Origin of the sequence: Enterobacter quasihormaechei (assembly GCF_004331385.1) — a bacterium.
Taxonomy (GTDB): Bacteria; Pseudomonadota; Gammaproteobacteria; order Enterobacterales; family Enterobacteriaceae; genus Enterobacter; species Enterobacter quasihormaechei.
In genome coordinates, this window is sequence record NZ_SJON01000004.1 from 289619 (window position 1) to 307690 (window position 18072).

Consider the following 18072-nt stretch of genomic DNA (forward strand, 5'->3'; position numbering starts at 1 on the left):
TATAATGGGGCTGTGAGTTGCTTATTTAATGCTGGCGTCGAAAGTGTCTGAGCCGCCATTGTCATTAATGGCTTCGTAAGACACAGAGCCCGCAACGGTATTGGTTAATCCCTTAACCTGCATTGCCTGCGTGCTAAATGGCAAAACAGATTTGTGTTCAACCTGATACGTTTTAGTGCCTGTTTTCAACGTGACGTTTGCAATGGAAACGTTGTAAGGCGAATTGTTATGTGCGACCAAATTTACAGCATTCCCTTGCTTCTGCTGCGACCAGGTGACGTGGGCTGCGGCATCGCCTGGCGTACCCTTCAGGCCATCAGGACGGAAGAAGAGTTTAATGCGCGTACGGAACGCCAGCTGGAGCAGGTTTGGGCTCTCACCCTCTTTCACTTTTGATTTCGGTGGGATCTCAAGCACGTTGAACCAGAACAGGGATTCTCTGTCCTGCGGCAGCGATCCACCTAAATAGGCGATACGAACGGATTGACCTTTTTGTGGGTCGATTCGGGAAACCGGTGGCGTAATGATAAACGGTAATTTTAGTTCCTGCGGGTTGGTATCATCGCGACCATCATCGAGCCATGATTGTACCAGCAGCGGTTTTTTACCGCGGTTGTCTAACGTGACAATGACATCTTTCTGCGATTGCGGATAGACGATTCGCGTGCCAGAAATCACGATATCGGCACTTGCCTGAAATGATGCGAAAACGGCTGCCGATAGGCAGACGACTTTTAATCCCTTAATGATTGCTTTGACTAACATTTTTCCACTTCCCTTGGAATGCTATTAAATAAACCCCCGACGGATGTCAGGGGGTAAGACGTACTTTTAAACTATGTTCTGGACATTATTCGTAGATCATAGTGAAGGCAGCCTGTGCCTGAACAACACCAGCAGAAACCGGGTTGCTTGCTGCATCCCAGCCCTGACCCTGGGTGTAGGCTACGCGGTAGTACAGTGCGCCTGCACCGTTGGCATCGATGGTGGCTTTCTGAGTGTTGTTAGCCTGATCCAGTTTGACTTGTTCAGTTACGGAGTTACCGTCGTTCGACAGTACCAGGTTAACGTTCTTCGCTGCGCCCTGGGTGTTGCCTGGTGGAACCAGCAGGCCGCCGTCGGTTGATGCAGAACCTGCCCATGAATCAAATTGTGCTGAGGCTTTCGCCACTGTTGCGGAATCACAGCCAGTCAGCGTCAGAGCGAATTTCTTTTCGCCCAGTGTGCTGGTGGTACCCAGTGCAGTACCGAAGTCTTTTACAAATACGGTATCCAGGTTAACGTCGAAATCATTGCCTTCCTGGTTAATCTTCTGGTCCAGAGAGACTTTACAGGTATTGTTGGAAACCATACCGTGGAAAGTTACGGTGCCGGTATCAGAAGGGATACCTTCATCAGCCATTGCAGAACCTGCGCTCAGAACCAGTGCTACTACTGTAGCCAAACCTAATTTATTTAAAGACATCATTATATCCATATTAAATTTTTGAGAGTTAAACATATGAAAAGAATATGTTTTTGCCGAATTAATATTTCGCGACGAAAATGGTAATGGAAGCGCGGGAGGGAAGATAGGGCGGGTGCATTAGAATTACTTAAAAATAAGTTAAGGTGATTTTATGGTATAAGTCTTAATAAAGGCTCTTGTATTATTTATGGTGGTGATGGGTAGTTAATTCAGTATTTGAAAGAAATTATATTTATGAGGGGCATATTTACGATTAATACATTACCCGAAATGATATTCGGGTAATGTAAATAAAAGAACAAGGATTATAACTAGGCAACCTGAACCGGAATCGCCTTAGCGGTGCGCTTCATGTCGTTATCGCCTTCAAAGTAAGCGACCTTTGGCTGCCAGCGGCGCGCTTCTTCATCAGACATCATGACGAAGCTGGCGATGATCACAATATCACCCACGTCTGCGCAGTGTGCCGCCGCGCCGTTCACGGAGATGATTTTGGAGCCGCGCTCGGCGGCGATCGCGTACGTGGAGAAGCGTTTGCCGTTATTCACGTTCCAGATATCAATCGCTTCGTTTTCGAGAATACCCGCCGCGTCGAGAAAATCCTGGTCGATCGCGCAGGAGCCTTCATAGTGCAGGTCGGCCTGAGTGACTTTCACACGGTGAAGCTTACCTTGCAGCATTTTGCGAATCATTACGTTTACCTTTCATCTTCCGGGTAGAAAAAACTACGCCAGCTCAACCACTTTGTTGTCGATAAGGCGGGCCTGGCCGAGCCAAGCCGCCACCAGAATTACCGCACGTTTGCTGGTCTCTGAAAGCGCCAGAAGCGTATCGGCATCCCGAATTTGCACGTCGTCAGCGCGAAGACCTTTGTCGTTCAGCGCTTGTTCAGCCAGAGCAACAATCTCTTCTGCGGTTAAATCTTTCGCCAGCAGCTGCTCTGCCATGGTATTCATGACTTTGCTTAAGCCCGGCGCAATTTTACGCTGTTCAGCGGTCAGGTAGCCGTTACGGGAACTGAGCGCCAGGCCGTCTTTTGCACGCACAATCGGCACGCCGACAATCTCTATGTCGTAGCCCATGTCGGCAACCATTTTGCGGATCAGCGCCAGCTGCTGGAAATCTTTCTCACCGAAGCAGGCGATGTCCGGCTGCACCAGGTTAAACAGCTTGCTGACGATGGTGGAGACGCCGCGGAAATGGCCCGGGCGGCTGGCGCCTTCCAGCATGGTGGAAATGCCCGGTACGTCCACGTAGGTCGCTTCACCGGTTCCCTGTGGATAAACGTCTGCCGGAGCCGGCGCGAAGACGATATCCGCATGACGTTTTTTGAGCTTCTCGCAATCTTCCTGCAAGGTGCGCGGGTAGCGCGCCAGATCGTCTTCACGATCGAACTGCATCGGGTTAACGAAGATACTGACTACCACGATATCTGCACGGGCTCTCGCTTCATCGACCAGCTTCATATGGCCGTCGTGCAGGTTGCCCATGGTTGGGACCAGTGCGATACGTTTACCTTCCTGACGCGCCCGGCGGATATGCTGGCGCAGCAGCGGCAGGGTTTCTATGATTAGCACACCATGACTCCTTAATGGAAACTGTGTTCTTCGCCCGGATACACGCCGGACTCAACCTCGGCAATATACTGCCGCACCGCAGCGCGCATGTCGCCTGCTTCTGTCAGGAAATTTTTGGCGAATTTTGGAATATGTCCGCCGGTGATCCCGAAGGCATCATGCATCACCAGAATCTGGCCGTCAGTGACGTTGCCCGCGCCGATGCCGATAACCGGAATCGACAGCGCCTCGGTGATGCGTTTAGCCAGCTCAACCGGCACGCACTCCAGCACCAGCAGCTGCGCGCCAGCGGCTTCCAGCGCCAGGGCATCATCGAACAGCGTCTGCGCCGCATCGCCGCGCCCCTGAACCTTATAGCCACCAAAAATGTTTACTGACTGCGGCGTCAGCCCTAAGTGCCCGCAAACCGGCACGGCGCGTTCGGTGAGCATTTTCACCGTGTCCACCAGCCAGGCGCCGCCTTCAATTTTGACCATATTGGCGCCGGCGCGCATCACGGCTGCCGCATTTTCAAAGGCCTGTTCCGGGGTGGCGTACGCCATAAACGGCAAATCGGAAAGCAGCAGGCAGGTGGGGGCACCCCGGCGCACGGCGCGGGTATGGTAAGCAATATCGTCGACTGTGACCGGCAGAGTGGAATCATGCCCTTGTACCGTCATCCCTAACGAATCTCCGACCAGCATGACGTTGATCCCCTCTTCGGCAAACAGTTTTGCGAAGCTGTAGTCATACGCGGTGATGGTGGCGAAGCGTTTTTTTTCCTGTTTGCATTTCTGCAATAAGGAGATGGTGGTTGGTTTCATACTGTTTCCTGATGGCCCAAAAGCGAATCTTTGCGCATTCTAACAGTAACATTCGAGGGAACAATGATTTTAGGCAATCGATTAACCACAATTAACAAATGGCTAATCGACGGTGACGCGGGATTACCAGCGGGCCGGTTTTTCCACGTTGAGGTTTTGCAGAACGGTCTTCAGCGAGATGCCGTCAGGGAAGGTGAGATCGGGGGCGATTTCATACAGCGGCCAGAGCATAAACCCACGGTTTTTCATGTCGTAATGCGGAACGGTGAGGCGTTCGGTGTTAATCACCTCGTGGCCGAAAAGCATCATATCCAGGTCGAGCGTGCGCGGCCCCCAGCGTTCGGCTTTTCGGACGCGGCCCTGCTGTAGCTCAATGCGCTGGGTGTTATCCAGCAGCGTTTCAGGATCAAGGGCCGTTTCCAGCGCCACGGCGGCGTTCAGATAGTCAGGCTGATCCTGCGGGCCGAGCGGTGGCGTACGGTAAAACGAAGAGACCGCAACGATGCGGCTTTGCGGGATCTCCCCCAGCGCCTGAACGGCAGCGTTAACCTGCTCCAGCGGAGAGGCCAGATTGCTGCCGATGGCGATATACGCGAGGGTCATGCCGTGCCTTCACGACGCGGTGCGCGCTTGCGCGGACGACGGTGACGACGGCGCGGTGCCGGCTCATCATCCAGATCCGTAAGCATATCTTTTTGCTCCGGTGGCGCAGAAACCTGAAACTCGCCCCACCACTGCGCCAGGCGCTGTAGCTCCGGGTTCCTTTCCACTTCAGCACGCAGAGAGAGCAGGTCGAACGCGGCGCGGAACTTCGGATGCTCCATCAGCTTCCAGGCGCGTTTACCCTGACGGCGGGACATGCGCAGCTGAAGCTGCCAGATATCACGCACCAGCGTGGTAATACGTTTCGGGATCGCCAGCGTGCGACAGCCTTCGTCCAGCACGTCGTTTGCCGCCAGCGCGAACGCATCATAATAGGCGAGACCGCTCTCCTGCGTGATGCGCTGCGCCGTTTCCAGCAGCGGATACCAGAACATGGCCGCGAACAGGAATGCCGGGTTAACGCGCATATCGTTATGAATGCGGGTGTCAGTGTTCTTCAGCACCTGCGCAATCATCCGCTCCATTGCGCTGTCACCGTTTTCGGTGAAGTAGCGGGTAATGGTCGGGAACAGCGGCTGGAACAGGTTGTATTCGCGCAGCAGATTGTAGGTTTCAAACCCGTAGCCTGCCTGGAGCAGCTTTAATGACTCTTCGAACAGACGGGCAGGGGGCACGTCGTTAATCAGCGTTGCCAGGCGTGGAATAGGTTCTGCGGTTTCCGGGCTGATACGCATGTTCAGCTTGGCGGCGAAACGCACGGCGCGCAGCATCCTGACCGGATCTTCGCGATAGCGCGTTTCTGGCGTGCCGATCAGACGAATCAGGCCGTCTTTCAGATCCTGCATGCCGCCGACGTAGTCACGCACGGTGAAATCCGCCACGCTGTAGTAAAGGCTGTTGATGGTGAAATCGCGACGCTGAGCATCTTCTTCAATAGAGCCGAAGATGTTGTCGCGCAGCAGCATGCCGTTTTGACCGCGCTGGGAAGTGGTGCGATCGTTGACGCCCGCTTCGTGGTGACCGCGGAAGGTCGCCACTTCAATAATTTCCGGGCCAAACATCACGTGCGCCAGACGGAAACGGCGGCCAACCAGACGGCAGTTGCGGAATAATTTACGCACCTGCTCAGGCGTGGCGCTGGTCGTCACGTCGAAATCTTTTGGTTTTTTGCCCAGCAGTAAATCGCGAACCCCGCCGCCGACGAGATAGGCCTCGTAGCCTGCTTTATTCAGACGATAGAGCACCTTGAGGGCATTTTCACTGATATCTTTGCGGGAAATGTTGTGCTGCTCACGCGGAACGACCGACATGTGTGGCTGTGCAATAGCGTCGTTCGCCATGCTCTCTTCACGGCTCAGCACTTTACGGCAAAAATTAGCGACTCGGGTAAAAATAGTACACCTCGTAGTGTGTTTTGTTATCAAAAAAGCGGCTAATCATAGCTCAGCGCAACGCATTTGAGAATGCTGGATTTTTGGCACGGTCATTAGCGTCCAGCCAGCAACCGCTCTTTTCAGCAATTCATCCAGACTCAGATCCTGCCATCCCTGCGTTACATTCTGGTTGAGAAATCGCAGCGCGTCGATCAAAACCGGGCGCGGATCGCCGTCAGGCAGCGCCGGGGCATGGTTCTGTTTTGACAGCTTATTCCCCTGTTCATTGACCGCCAGCGGCAGATGGATGTAATCCGGCACCGTCCAGCCAAACTGCTGGTAAAGCGATATCTGCCGCACGGTAGGTTCGACGAGATCCGCTCCACGCACGATTTCCGTGACGCCCTGAAAATGGTCATCGACAACGACCGCCAGATTATAGGCAAACAGACCATCACGACGGTGAATAATAAAATCCTCACGCGCCAGGCGTTCGTCCGCCTGAAGGGTGCCTGAGAGCACGTCGGTAAAGTGCGTCACCGGAGAGCGCTGTATCAGCCGTACGGCGGCATTTTCAGGACCGTTGTGCAGCGTACGGCAGTGGCCGTCGTAAACGCCACCCACGCTCTGAATACGCGCGCGCGTGCAGGTGCAGTTATAGGAAAGACCCTGTTCAGCAAGCCATGCCAGGCGTTCACGGTAGGCATCATGGCGTTGAGACTGCCAGAGCACTTCGCCGTCCCAGTGAAGACCGTAATGTTCCAGCTGACGCAGAATGGTTTCTGCTGCACCGGGAACTTCACGCGGAGGATCGATATCTTCAATGCGGACCAGCCATTTACCCTGACGGGCGCGAGCCTGTAGGCAGCTGCCTAGCGCGGCAATTAATGAGCCGAAGTGTAATTCACCGGAGGGAGATGGCGCAAAGCGCCCGATATAGTGAGATTCAGACATATCAACGGTAACAAGGCGGGAGAGACTCCCGCCTTTGCAGTAGTGAGAGGGCAGGCGTTAACCGGCCATCTGTTTTTCGCGGATTTCTGCCAGCGTTTTACAATCGATGCACAGATCGGCTGTTGGACGCGCTTCCAGGCGACGAATACCGATTTCAACACCGCAGGATTCGCAGTAGCCAAAATCTTCGTCCTCGACCTTCTTCAGCGTTTTTTCGATCTTTTTGATCAGTTTGCGCTCGCGGTCACGGTTACGCAGTTCGAGGCTGAACTCTTCTTCCTGAGCGGCACGGTCGACCGGATCCGGGAAGTTAGCAGCTTCATCCTGCATATGTGTAACGGTGCGATCGACTTCATCCCTGAGTTGATTACGCCATGCTTCAAGAATACGCTTGAAGTGCGACAGCTGGGCTTCGTTCATATACTCTTCGCCCGGCTTCTCTTGATACGGCTCCACCCCAGCGATGGCGAGAATACTCAGGGACGATGTTTTACGGTTTTGCCCTTCTTGCATGTTGCTTCTCCTTAACACGCACTATCGATCCCCATGTTGGGGGAAAAATCAGGTCGCTATAAATAGCAGATGCTTTTCCGTATGGCAATTATCTAAACGTAACACTTGACAACCCTGTGAGGAAAAGCGTATTTGCGCACGCGGCCAGAACACTTATTAGTCAATCGTCTAATCCCTTATAAGACAATGGGAAGAGAGGATCTCAGAGTCATATTATCGGCAGAAAGTTCCGCTTTATAAGCCAAAATCTCTACCCCCTGCTTTTGTGCCTCATTCAACAATTGCGCGTATTTAGGATCAATATGACGGGCCGGGGAGAACCGTTCAATGGCTGAATGCAGAACCGCAAACAGCAACACGGCGCGCTTGCCCGCCGCCGCCACACTCATTAGCTCTCGCAGATGCTTCTGGCCACGTAGCGTTACCGCATCCGGAAAGAAGCCGTTTTCCTGTTCTGCTAACGTCACTGATTTCACTTCAATATAGCACTCAGGCCGGTCTTCCGCCTGGAGCATAAAATCAATTCTGCTACCTTCATCGCCATATTTCACTTCGCTTTTTTGCGTGCCGTAACCCACAAGTTCAGGAAGGGTTCCCTGGGTCAGGGATTCCTTAACCAGCTGATTGGCGCGCAGGGTATTAACGCAAATAAATGCCCCGTTTTGCGTTTCGGTCATTTCCCAGGTATGGGGATATTTGCGTTTAGTATTTTCTGAAGTGGAATACCAGACCGTATCACCCGGCGTGGCGCAACCGGTCATGGCGCCGGTGTTAGGACAGTGCAGCGTGAGCGTTTCGCCCTCAGGCGTGATTACGTCAGCGAGAAAGCGTTTGTAACGCTGGATCAGCGTGGCGGGCTGGAGTGCAGGGCTAAACTTCATCAGGATTCCTTAGCGTGTCGCCCAGCGTCCAGCGCTGGAGCGGAGTATAGCGGGTGCGTCCTTGTACAAAGACAGATTCGTAAAGCGCAAATTCCTTCACCTCAAAGGACCAGTGAAAGCCCGGAGGCGGGATGGCAACGGCCTGACCCGCATCGCGCAGCAGGGTAATGTGGGGATGAAACGGCTGCGGGCTCTGGTAACAGCCGCTGCGCGCGGCCTGCGCCCGCAGCATGCTGGCGAGCTGGAGCAGCCCGCGAGGGGGCTGACGCGTCCCCAGCCAGACCACCCGAGAACGCAGCCATTGCCCGGCATCGTCAAGATGCAGCGTAAACCCCGGCTGGGAAATGCGTCCGGCCAGTGCGCTTAAGGCGCGCTGCTTTTCAGCGCTTACATCGCCGAGAAACGCTAACGTCAGGTGCATATTGGCGGCGGCGACAGGGCGGCCCGCTTCTGCCGGGAAGTGGCTGGCGCGCCAGCGAACAATTTGCCGTTGAAGCGAGGCGGGTAATTCAATGGCGAAGAATAGCCGTTTTGACTCAGACATGCGCAAGACTCGGTAATGATATGCGCCGATGCTACAATGTACGCCGATTAATGTTAACCCTCTGGAGCCGTAAGTGTCTTCTTTGCCCGTTGCCGTCGTCCTTCCTGAGCTTCTTGCCGCCTTAGAACATGCGCCACAGGTTTTGCTCAGCGCGCCCACGGGAGCGGGTAAATCTACCTGGCTGCCCCTGCAAATCCTGCGTGAGGGGAACATCAGCGGGAAAATTATCCTGCTGGAGCCGCGCAGGCTGGCCGCGCGCAACGTGGCGCAGCGCCTGGCGGAACTGCTGAATGAAAAACCGGGCGAGACGGTAGGGTACAGGATGCGCGCTGAAACCTGCGTTGGCGCGTCCACGCGGCTGGAGGTGGTCACCGAAGGCATCCTCACCCGTATGCTGCAAAACGATCCGGAGCTGACCGGCATCGGGCTGGTGATCCTTGATGAATTTCACGAGCGCAGCCTACAGGCCGATCTGGCCCTTGCGCTGCTGCTCGACGTTCAGCAGGGGCTGCGCGACGACCTTCGCCTGCTGATTATGTCGGCGACGCTGGATAACGACCGGCTCCGGCAGACGCTCCCCGACGCGCCGATGATTGCCTCCGAAGGACGAGCCTTTCCGGTTGAGCGCCGCTATCAGCCGCTGCCTGCGCATCAGCGCGTTGACGAAGCCGTTGCCATCGCCACCGCCGAACTGCTCCGCCAGGAGCCCGGCTCGCTGCTGCTGTTTTTGCCCGGCGTAGGTGAAATCCAGCGCGTACAGGAGCAGCTGGCGTCACGGGTGAGCAGCGATGTTGCGCTTTGTCCGCTGTATGGCGCCCTGTCGTTAAGCGACCAGCGCAAAGCAATCCTTCCCGCCCCGGCGGGGCAGCGCAAAGTGGTGCTGGCGACCAATATTGCCGAAACCAGTTTGACCATCGAAGGCATTCGCCTTGTGGTGGACAGTACGCAGGAGAGGGTCGCCAGCTTTGATCCGCGCACCGGGCTGACCAGGCTGCTGACGCAGCGCATTAGCCAGGCCTCGATGGTGCAGCGCGCAGGGCGAGCCGGGCGTCTTGAGCCGGGTATTTGTCTGCATTTAACCAGCGCCGAGCAGGCGGAGCGTGCGGCACTACAAAGTACGCCTGAAATTTTGCAAAGCGATCTCTCCGGGCTGGTGATGGATCTGATGCAGTGGGGCTGCCCGGACCCTGACCAGCTCACCTGGCTTAATCCTCCGCCTGTCGTGAACCTCACCGCCGCGCGCAGCCTGCTGACCCAACTTGGTGCGCTGGAAGGCGAGCGACTGACGGCGCGCGGCCAGAAAATGGCGGCGCTGGGCAACGATCCGCGACTGGCAGCGATGCTGGTGGCCGCGCAGGGCGATAATGAAATTGCCACGGCGGCAAAACTGGCGGCTATTCTTGAGGAGCCGCCGCGCGGCGGCAGCAGCGATCTGGGGCAGGCCTTTTCACGCAATCAGGGAAACTGGCAGCAGCGGGCACAGCAGCTATGTCATCGTCTGAAGAGCCGGGGAGGATCGCCTGACAGCGATAAAATGACTTCTCTGCTGGCACAGGCTTTTCCGGACAGGATTGCGCGCCGCCGCGGACTTGACGGCCGCTATCAGCTGGCAAACGGGATGGGCGCGATGCTCGACAGCGATGATGCCCTGACGCGTCATGAATGGCTCATTGCTCCTCTGCTGCTACAGGGCAGCCATTCCCCGGATGCGCGCATCTTGCAGGCGCTTGCCGTGGATATTGACGCCCTGACGCGTGCCTGCCCGCAGCTGCTTCAGCAATCTGACATCGTCGAATGGGATGATGCCCAGGGTACGCTGAAGGCGTTCCGTCGTAGTCAGATTGGTAAACTGACGCTCGGGACGACACCGCTGGCGAAGCCGTCGGAAGAAGAGTTACACCAGGCGATGCTGAACGGCATCCGGGAAAAAGGGCTGAGTGTTCTGAACTGGACACCGGAGGCGGAGCAGTACCGTATTCGTCTGCACTGCGCCGCGAAATGGCTGCCGCAATACGGCTGGCCGGCGGTGGATGACGATACCCTGCTCGCGACGCTTGAACAGTGGCTGCTGCCGCAGATGAGCGGCGTGCACTCGCTGCGCGCCCTTAAGGCGCTTGATGTTAAGGCAGCGTTACAGAATTTACTGGACTGGTCGTTACGTCAACGTCTGGATAGTGAACTGCCTGGGCATTACACTGTGCCAACCGGGAGCCGGATTGCTATTCGTTATCATGAGGATAATCCTCCGGCGCTGGCGGTTCGGATGCAGGAGATGTTTGGTGAGGCCACCACGCCGTCGATCGCTGAAGGGCGCGTGCCGTTAGTGCTTGAGCTGCTTTCGCCCGCGCATCGTCCCTTGCAGATCACCCGCGATCTGGGCGCGTTCTGGGCGGGGAGCTATCGTGACGTGCAGAAAGAGATGAAAGGGCGGTACCCCAAACACGTCTGGCCGGACGATCCGGCGAATACCGCGCCGACGCGGCGCACGAAGAAATATTCGTGATGAATCGAAAAGGGGAGTGCGGCCTGATGCCCTCACCCCCGGCTCTCTCCCACGGGGAGAGTGACAAACAAACTTTGAGAGATTTCTTCTTTCACTGACCTGTGCAAGATAAGAAAATCTGGCCTTTGCGCCTGAATGTTGCGGAGAAAAAGCATGGCGGGGAATGACCGCGAGCCAATAGGACGTAAGGGAAAGCCAGCGCGTCCGGCGAAAGAAAAGGTAAGCCGTCGTCGCCTCAGAGATGAGGAGTATGACGATGACTATGAAGACGATTATGAGGATGAAGAACCGATGCCGCGTAAAGGGAAAGGCAAAGGGCGTAAGCCTCGTGGAAAGCGTGGCTGGTTCTGGCTGCTGCTGAAGCTGTTCATTGTTTTTGTTGTTCTGATCGCGATTTACGGCGTGTATCTGGATCAGAAGATCCGCAGCCGTATCGACGGGAAAGTCTGGCAATTGCCGGCGGCAGTGTATGGTCGCATGGTGAACCTTGAGCCGGACATGTCCATCAGCAAAAACGAGATGGTGAAACTGCTGCAAGCTACGCAGTATCGTCAGGTCACGAAAATGACCCGTCCGGGCGAATTTACCGTCCAGGCGAAAAGCATTGAGATGATCCGCCGTCCGTTCGACTTCCCGGACAGCAAAGAGGGTCAGGTGCGCGCGCGTCTGACCTTTGACGGCGATCGCCTGGAAACCATTGAGAACATGGATAACGACCGCCAGTTCGGTTTCTTCCGTCTCGATCCGCGCCTGATCACCATGCTGTCGTCCGCAAACGGCGAACAGCGCCTGTTCGTGGCGCGTAACGGCTTCCCGGATCTGCTGGTGGATACCCTGCTGGCAACCGAAGACCGTCACTTCTACGAGCACGACGGTATTAGCCTCTACTCCATTGGCCGTGCGGTGCTGGCGAACCTGACCGCCGGGCGTACGGTGCAGGGGGCGAGTACGCTTACCCAGCAGCTGGTGAAAAACCTGTTCCTCTCCAGCGAACGCTCTTACTGGCGTAAAGCCAACGAAGCGTACATGGCCGTGCTGATGGATGCGCGCTACAGCAAGGATCGTATCCTTGAGCTGTACATGAACGAGGTGTACCTCGGCCAGAGCGGCGATAACGAAATCCGCGGCTTCCCGCTGGCGAGCCTGTACTACTTTGGCCGTCCGGTGGAAGAGCTGAGTCTTGATCAGCAGGCGCTGCTGGTGGGCATGGTTAAAGGGGCGTCAATCTATAACCCGTGGCGCAACCCGAAACTGGCGCTGGAGCGTCGTAATCTGGTGCTGCGTCTGCTGCAACAGCAGCAGGTGATTGACCAGGAGCTGTACGACATGCTGAGCGCGCGTCCGCTGGGCGTTCAGCCGCGCGGTGGGGTCATCTCCCCGCAGCCTGCCTTTATGCAGATGGTGCGTCAGGAGCTGCAATCTAAGCTCGGAGATAAAGTAAAAGATCTCTCCGGAGTGAAGATCTTTACCACCTTTGACTCCGTGGCGCAGGATGCGGCAGAAAAAGCGGCGGTGGAAGGTATTCCGGTTCTGAAGAAGCAGCGTAAGCTGAGCGATCTGGAAACCGCGATGGTGGTGGTTGACCGCAACACCGGCGAAGTTCGCGCCATGGTGGGCGGCGCCGAGCCGCAGTATGCGGGCTATAACCGTGCGATGCAGGCGCGTCGTTCGATTGGTTCTCTGGCAAAACCGGCGACCTATCTGACCGCGCTGAGCCAGCCGAACCTCTATCGCCTGAACACCTGGATCGCCGATGCGCCCATCTCCCTGCGCCAGCCTAACGGCCAGGTATGGTCTCCGCAGAACGACGATAAACAGTTCAGCGGTCAGGTGATGCTGGTGGATGCGTTAACCCGCTCAATGAACGTGCCGACGGTTAACCTCGGGATGGCGCTGGGCCTGCCGGCCATCACCGATACCTGGCAGAAGCTGGGCGTGCCGAAAGATCAGCTGCACCCTGTTCCGGCCATGATCCTGGGGGCGCTTAACCTGACGCCAATCGAAGTGGCCCAGGCGTTCCAGACCATTGCCAGCGGCGGTAATCGTGCTCCGCTTTCCGCCCTGCGTTCGGTGATAGCGGAAGATGGATCCGTGCTGTATCAAAGCTTCCCGCAGGCTGAGCGCGCGGTTCCGGCGCAGGCAGCCTATATGACGTTATGGACGATGCAGCAGGTTGTACAGCGCGGTACCGGGCGTCAGCTGGGGGCGAAGTATCCGGGTCTGCATCTGGCAGGTAAAACCGGGACCACCAACAACAACGTTGATACCTGGTTTGCCGGTATTGACGGCCGTGAAGTGGTGATCACCTGGGTGGGTCGCGACAACAACCAGCCGACCAAACTGTATGGTGCAAGCGGTGCAATGTCGATTTACCAGCGCTATCTGGCAAATCAGTCTCCGGTGCCGCTGAACCTCGTTGCGCCGGAAGATATCGTCGATATGGGCGTGGACAGCTCAGGTAACTTCATCTGCGGCGGCGGCGTGCGTTCGCTGCCGGTCTGGACGACCAATCCGGATGCGCTGTGCCAGCAAAGCCAGCCTGAGCAGCCAACGGGCAATCCGTTTGACCAGTCTTCTCAGCCTCAACAGCCGCAGCAGCAACAGCCGCAGCAGCAGGACGAGAAGAAAGACAGCGACGGCGTCGCCGGCTGGATCAAGGACATGTTCGGCGGAAATTAATTAATTCCCTGAATTTAAAAGCCGCTTTCTCGTAAAGCGGCTTTTTTTATTTCCCTCCGTTGCTTTATTATAATTATTAAATATTGATTGTAGAATTATTAATCTTATAGACTGGTTTTATAAATCAGGGGGTTATAATAATCGTGACCGATTTTACCCTTTTGCACGCTGGACATGATAAAGAATAATCTGATGTAATCCCGCCATGAAATTCATCATTCGTCAGGACATTCTTATTTGGATGGGGTGGAAAATGAATGATGTCTCGCTTTACCTGACATTCTGATGCAAATTCGCTTTGCCGGGAATGGATACCTTCATCAGCAAATATAAGGATATTGTTATGCGTAAATATATTATTACTTCTTTACTGGGCGGAAGCATTTTGGCGGCGCTGTCGCTTCCGGTTTTGGCATCGAATGATTCCGGCACGGTGAACTTTGCCGGGAAAATTGTTGCGGATACCTGCGAAATTAACGTTGATGGCACCGGTACGAATGCATCGACCGTAACGTTTGCCGATACCTATCCTTCGGATTATAGCGGCGACGGCTCGGTGGGAACTTCAAAAGCGTTCAAAATTGAGGTGAAGAAATGCGACCCGCTGGTCGCAAAACTGAACCTGAAGTTCAGCGGCTCCACCACGGACGCCGCTTACAAACGTCTTCAGAACGATCTGACCGGTGAAGGTAATGCCACCAACGTCGGTATTATCGTCAGCAATGAGAATGGCACGAAAGGGGACGTGATTTTTGACGGATCTACCCCTGACGCGGGCACTGACGTTGCGAACGATGCGACGGGACAGGCTGCTTCCGTCTTTAACTACACCGCGAAGGTTATTCAGGTTGGAGAAGACGCGCCAACGGCGGGTCATTATGCCTCCTCTGCCACGTTCGAGGTTGTTTATCGCTAAAAAAATCGGGCAGCCTGAAAAGGCTGCCTTCTGGAACGCAGGATGAAACATTTAATTAAAGTGTTATGCGGCTGCCTGGTTATTTCCTGCTGTTCAGCGCAGGCCAGCGTGGTTCTCGGTGGAACGCGAATCGTTTATCCATCGAATAAGTCTGAAGTGCAAATTGCCCTCAAGAATAAAGATCCTCATACGCGTTATCTGGTACAGAGCTGGGTGAGCTATCCCAATAATGCGAAAGCCCCCTTTGTTATCACGCCTCCCGTGTATAAATTACAGGAAAATCGCCAGACGCTTTTACATATTATTTTTACCGGCGATAAAAAAAGCCTGCCTGCGGATCGGGAGTCACTCTTTCTGGCTAACGTTAAATCCGTTTCGGCCTTATCGCCGGAATTAAAAGATAAGAATACCCTTCAGTTTGCGATGAAAACGCGTCTGAAGCTGTTCTGGCGCCCTGCGCAGCTGAAAGAAACAGACGCGCTGCACGCCTTTGAAAAAATCACGTTTCGCCGTCAGGGTGACACTCTGATTGCAAAAAATTCCACGCCTTTTTACGTCTCATTTGGCGAGCTGGCCGTTGGCGGCACAAGCGTGCCGGTGGTGGATAACAAAGCCACGCCGGGAGCGATTTCCATGATGGTTGCGCCATTCAGCGAGCAGCGTTTCGCCCTGCCCGGATCGGCAAAAGGCGTCGTGACGTGGACGGCAATCAATGATTTCGGCGCGCAAACCCCTCAACGCAGTCAGGCACTGTAAACCGCTCATGCTGGTATCGTATGTCATCATCGTCACGGCTCAAACAGGTTCTGAAGGGGATCGCGCTGGCATTGCTGGCCGCGATCCAGCCTGCCGCGGCTGATGACGACTTCAACCTGCGGATTCTGGAGCTGGATACGCCGCTTGAAAATACCGCGACGCTGAAAAATTTCATCAATGATAACGGCCTGATGCCCGGCAGTTACCAGACCACGATCCTCTGGGACGGGGATGTTCTGGATAAGCGCCCCGTAACGTATGTTCTCTCGGCGGACAAACAGCGCCTGCTGCCTGAGCTGACCAAAGCCGAGCTGCGCGCGCTGGGAGTAAAGGTGGATGCCATTGCCGATATGGCCGGGCTGGACGACGCGGCGCACATCGACGATATCTCCCGTTTTATAAAAAATGCCCGCTACGAATTTAATCAGGATAATCAGACGCTGACTCTGGTTATTCCCCAGATGTACCGCGATCGGGCGACGGCGAGTGCCATCAGCCCTAAGCTGTGGGATGACGGTGCTCCGGCGGCCTGGACCAGCTACCAGCTTAGCGGTTCGCAGCAGCGCTATAGCGCGGGCAAAACCTCGTCAACCTGGCTGGGCCTGGACTCCGGTATTAACGTGGGCGCATGGCGCCTGCGCAACAACAGTACCTGGAGCGATACCGCCGGCTGGGATGCTATCGCCACCACGCTACAGCGCGACGTAAAGCCTCTGCAAAGCCAGATGGAGATTGGCCAGACCTATACCAACGGTGAACTTTTCGACAGCATTCAAATGACCGGGGTGAAGCTCGAGACCGACACGTCCATGCTTCCCACCGGCCAGCAGGGTTTTGCTCCGGTCATACGCGGCATTGCGAACAGCGACGCGAAAGTCACCGTGAAGCAAAACGGCTACACGATTTACCAGAGCAACGTCTCGCCGGGGCCGTTCGCGATCCGTGATTTGAGCCAGGTGGCGTCGGGCGCCGATCTGGAAGTGACCGTCGAAGAGGCGGATGGCAGCGAGCACAGCTTTATCCAGGCCAGCGCGTCGGTGCCGGTGCTCCAGCGCGAAGGAAACCTGAAATATTCTCTGGCGATGGGGCGCTATCGCGGCAGCGAGGGCGAGGATGCGCCTGCGTTTGCCCAGGGAACGGCGATCTATGGCTTTCCGTATGGCATAACGGCCTATACCGGCGTGCTTGGCGCGTCGCTGTATCACGCGGCGCTGGTCGGGGCGGGGGCGGATTTGGGGCGCTTCGGTTCGGCATCGGTGGATGTCACGGGTGCCCGCACCGCTTTTGATGACGGTCGTGATGACGCGAGCGGATTATCCTGGCGCGCGCAATATGCGAAAGATATTCCGGATACAAATACCACCGTCACGCTTGCCAGCTACCGCTACTCCACCGCCGGTTTTTACACCTTTCAGGAGGCAATCGACCAGCGCGACGGTGAGATTGACGACGGGATTTATACCTATCGCCTGACCAACAACCGGCGAAGCCGTATGCAGCTTAATCTTTCTCAGCGCCTTTCGGACTGGGGGTCGGCTTACCTGAACACCTATCAGCAGGATTACTGGGACATGGATGGCCGCGAGCGCAGCGTCAGCGCCGGGCTGAGCTCCAGCTGGCGCGATATCTCCTGGTCATTAAGCTACAGCCTGACCCGGACGCCCGATGCGGATGCTGACCGGCAGATGGCCCTGACGCTGAATATTCCCTTCTCCCACTGGCTACCCAACGCCTGGGCGAGCTACAGCGTCAACACCGCCAGCGGAGGTTTTGTTTCGCATCAGGTGGGGCTCGGCGGCACCGCGCTTGAGGGTAATAAGCTCAGCTACAGCCTTCAGCAGACGTACGCAAATCATGACACCGGCTACGGCGGCAGCCTGTCCGGCCGCTATCGGGGAGCCTCCGGCGATTTGGGGCTGGGGTACAGCTATGGCGGCGATAACCGGCAGTGGAACTACAGCGCGCAGGGCTCCGTCGTGGCGCATGAACATGGCGTGACCTTAGGGCAGCCAGTCCGCGACGCGTTCGCCGTTGTGCATATCGAGGGCGGCGACAACGTTAAGGTTCAGAACGGTCGGGGGATTTCAACCGATCGCTTTGGCAACGCCGTTGTCCCGTCGCTGACGGCCTACCGGCATAACGTCATTACGGTAAATACCCAGGATCGGGACGATATCGATATTGAGGCAGCGACGCAGGATCTTGTCCCGACGAAAGGGGCGGCGCTGGCTGCAACGTTCGACGCGCGCGTCGGGCGGCGGGCCCTGGTCACGTTGCTTCATCGGGGCAAGGCCGTGCCGTTCGGGGCCGTGCTCGCCCTGCAAAACGCGACCGCCATCGTGGGAGACGAAGGAGAAGTGTATTTAACCGGGCTGCGCGGCAGCACAGCGTTTAACGTGCAGTGGGGAGAAGAGGGGGACACGCAGTGCCGCGGCACGCTCGACGTACCCGCCGACGGCGCGACAGGCATTTTTAAAACAACGGTAAACTGCCAATAAAATG

16 protein-coding genes are annotated in these 18072 nt (G+C 56.0%); 5 read left to right on the forward strand and 11 right to left on the reverse strand.

All coding sequences use genetic code 11. From position 1 onward, the window contains the following. Positions 1-21 precede the first annotated feature (21 nt). From E0L16_RS08205 to thpR, 11 genes are all read right to left on the reverse strand, one after another. Positions 22-765 carry a fimbrial chaperone gene (locus tag E0L16_RS08205; protein ID WP_107534715.1) on the reverse strand — a complete coding sequence of 248 codons (744 nt, stop codon included), beginning with the start codon at positions 763-765 and terminating at the stop codon, positions 22-24. Between the two features lie 85 nt (positions 766-850). Further along, positions 851-1465 (reverse strand): fimbrial protein, encoded by a 615-nt coding sequence (locus E0L16_RS08210; protein WP_107534716.1) that lies wholly within the window; start codon positions 1463-1465, stop codon positions 851-853. A gap of 314 nt (positions 1466-1779) precedes the next feature. After that, positions 1780-2160, reverse strand: coding sequence for an aspartate 1-decarboxylase (gene panD, locus E0L16_RS08215; protein WP_006810068.1), 381 nt, complete (start codon positions 2158-2160; stop codon positions 1780-1782). A 33-nt stretch (positions 2161-2193) separates the two neighbouring features. Further along, a complete protein-coding gene (gene panC, locus E0L16_RS08220) occupies positions 2194-3045 on the reverse strand; it encodes a pantoate--beta-alanine ligase (protein WP_131636694.1) in 852 nt (283 codons plus the stop codon). Positions 3046-3056: 11 nt separating this feature from the next. Next, positions 3057-3848 carry a 3-methyl-2-oxobutanoate hydroxymethyltransferase gene (gene panB / locus E0L16_RS08225; protein WP_112791963.1) on the reverse strand — a complete coding sequence of 264 codons (792 nt, stop codon included), beginning with the start codon at positions 3846-3848 and terminating at the stop codon, positions 3057-3059. Positions 3849-3971: 123 nt separating this feature from the next. Next, a complete protein-coding gene (folK, locus tag E0L16_RS08230) occupies positions 3972-4451 on the reverse strand; it encodes a 2-amino-4-hydroxy-6-hydroxymethyldihydropteridine diphosphokinase (protein WP_131636695.1) in 480 nt (159 codons plus the stop codon). Beyond that, positions 4448-5845, reverse strand: a complete 1398-nt coding sequence (gene pcnB, locus E0L16_RS08235; RefSeq protein ID WP_074177770.1) for a polynucleotide adenylyltransferase PcnB — start codon at positions 5843-5845, stop codon at positions 4448-4450. The genes folK and pcnB overlap by 4 nt, the downstream gene beginning before the upstream one ends. Before the next feature lie 42 nt (positions 5846-5887). Beyond that, positions 5888-6778: a tRNA glutamyl-Q(34) synthetase GluQRS gene (gene gluQRS / locus E0L16_RS08240; RefSeq protein WP_131636696.1), complete on the reverse strand. Its 891-nt coding sequence runs from the start codon at positions 6776-6778 to the stop codon at positions 5888-5890. Between the two features lie 57 nt (positions 6779-6835). Continuing rightward, a complete protein-coding gene (gene dksA, locus E0L16_RS08245; protein WP_001155232.1) occupies positions 6836-7291 on the reverse strand; it encodes an RNA polymerase-binding protein DksA in 456 nt (151 codons plus the stop codon). Between the two features lie 176 nt (positions 7292-7467). Continuing rightward, a complete protein-coding gene (gene sfsA / locus E0L16_RS08250) occupies positions 7468-8172 on the reverse strand; it encodes a DNA/RNA nuclease SfsA (protein WP_112791960.1) in 705 nt (234 codons plus the stop codon). After that, positions 8162-8716 (reverse strand): RNA 2',3'-cyclic phosphodiesterase, encoded by a 555-nt coding sequence (gene thpR / locus E0L16_RS08255; protein ID WP_112791959.1) that lies wholly within the window; start codon positions 8714-8716, stop codon positions 8162-8164. Before thpR ends, sfsA begins: the two co-directional genes overlap by 11 nt. A 73-nt stretch (positions 8717-8789) precedes the next feature. On the opposite strand from thpR, the gene hrpB reads away from it, so the two are divergent. From hrpB to E0L16_RS08280, 5 genes are all read left to right on the forward strand, one after another. Then, positions 8790-11219: an ATP-dependent helicase HrpB gene (hrpB, locus tag E0L16_RS08260; RefSeq protein ID WP_131636697.1), complete on the forward strand. Its 2430-nt coding sequence runs from the start codon at positions 8790-8792 to the stop codon at positions 11217-11219. Positions 11220-11372: 153 nt separating this feature from the next. Then, positions 11373-13898 (forward strand): bifunctional glycosyl transferase/transpeptidase, encoded by a 2526-nt coding sequence (gene mrcB, locus E0L16_RS08265; RefSeq protein ID WP_063450612.1) that lies wholly within the window; start codon positions 11373-11375, stop codon positions 13896-13898. A gap of 343 nt (positions 13899-14241) precedes the next feature. Continuing rightward, the gene (locus tag E0L16_RS08270) at positions 14242-14814 is read left to right on the forward strand and encodes a fimbrial protein (protein WP_226848122.1); all 573 of its coding nucleotides are present in this window, start codon (positions 14242-14244) and stop codon (positions 14812-14814) included. Between the two features lie 42 nt (positions 14815-14856). Continuing rightward, positions 14857-15570, forward strand: a complete 714-nt coding sequence (locus tag E0L16_RS08275) for a fimbrial biogenesis chaperone (RefSeq protein ID WP_131636698.1) — start codon at positions 14857-14859, stop codon at positions 15568-15570. A 20-nt stretch (positions 15571-15590) separates the two neighbouring features. After that, positions 15591-18068, forward strand: a complete 2478-nt coding sequence (locus E0L16_RS08280; protein ID WP_131636699.1) for a fimbria/pilus outer membrane usher protein — start codon at positions 15591-15593, stop codon at positions 18066-18068. Positions 18069-18072 lie beyond the last annotated feature (4 nt).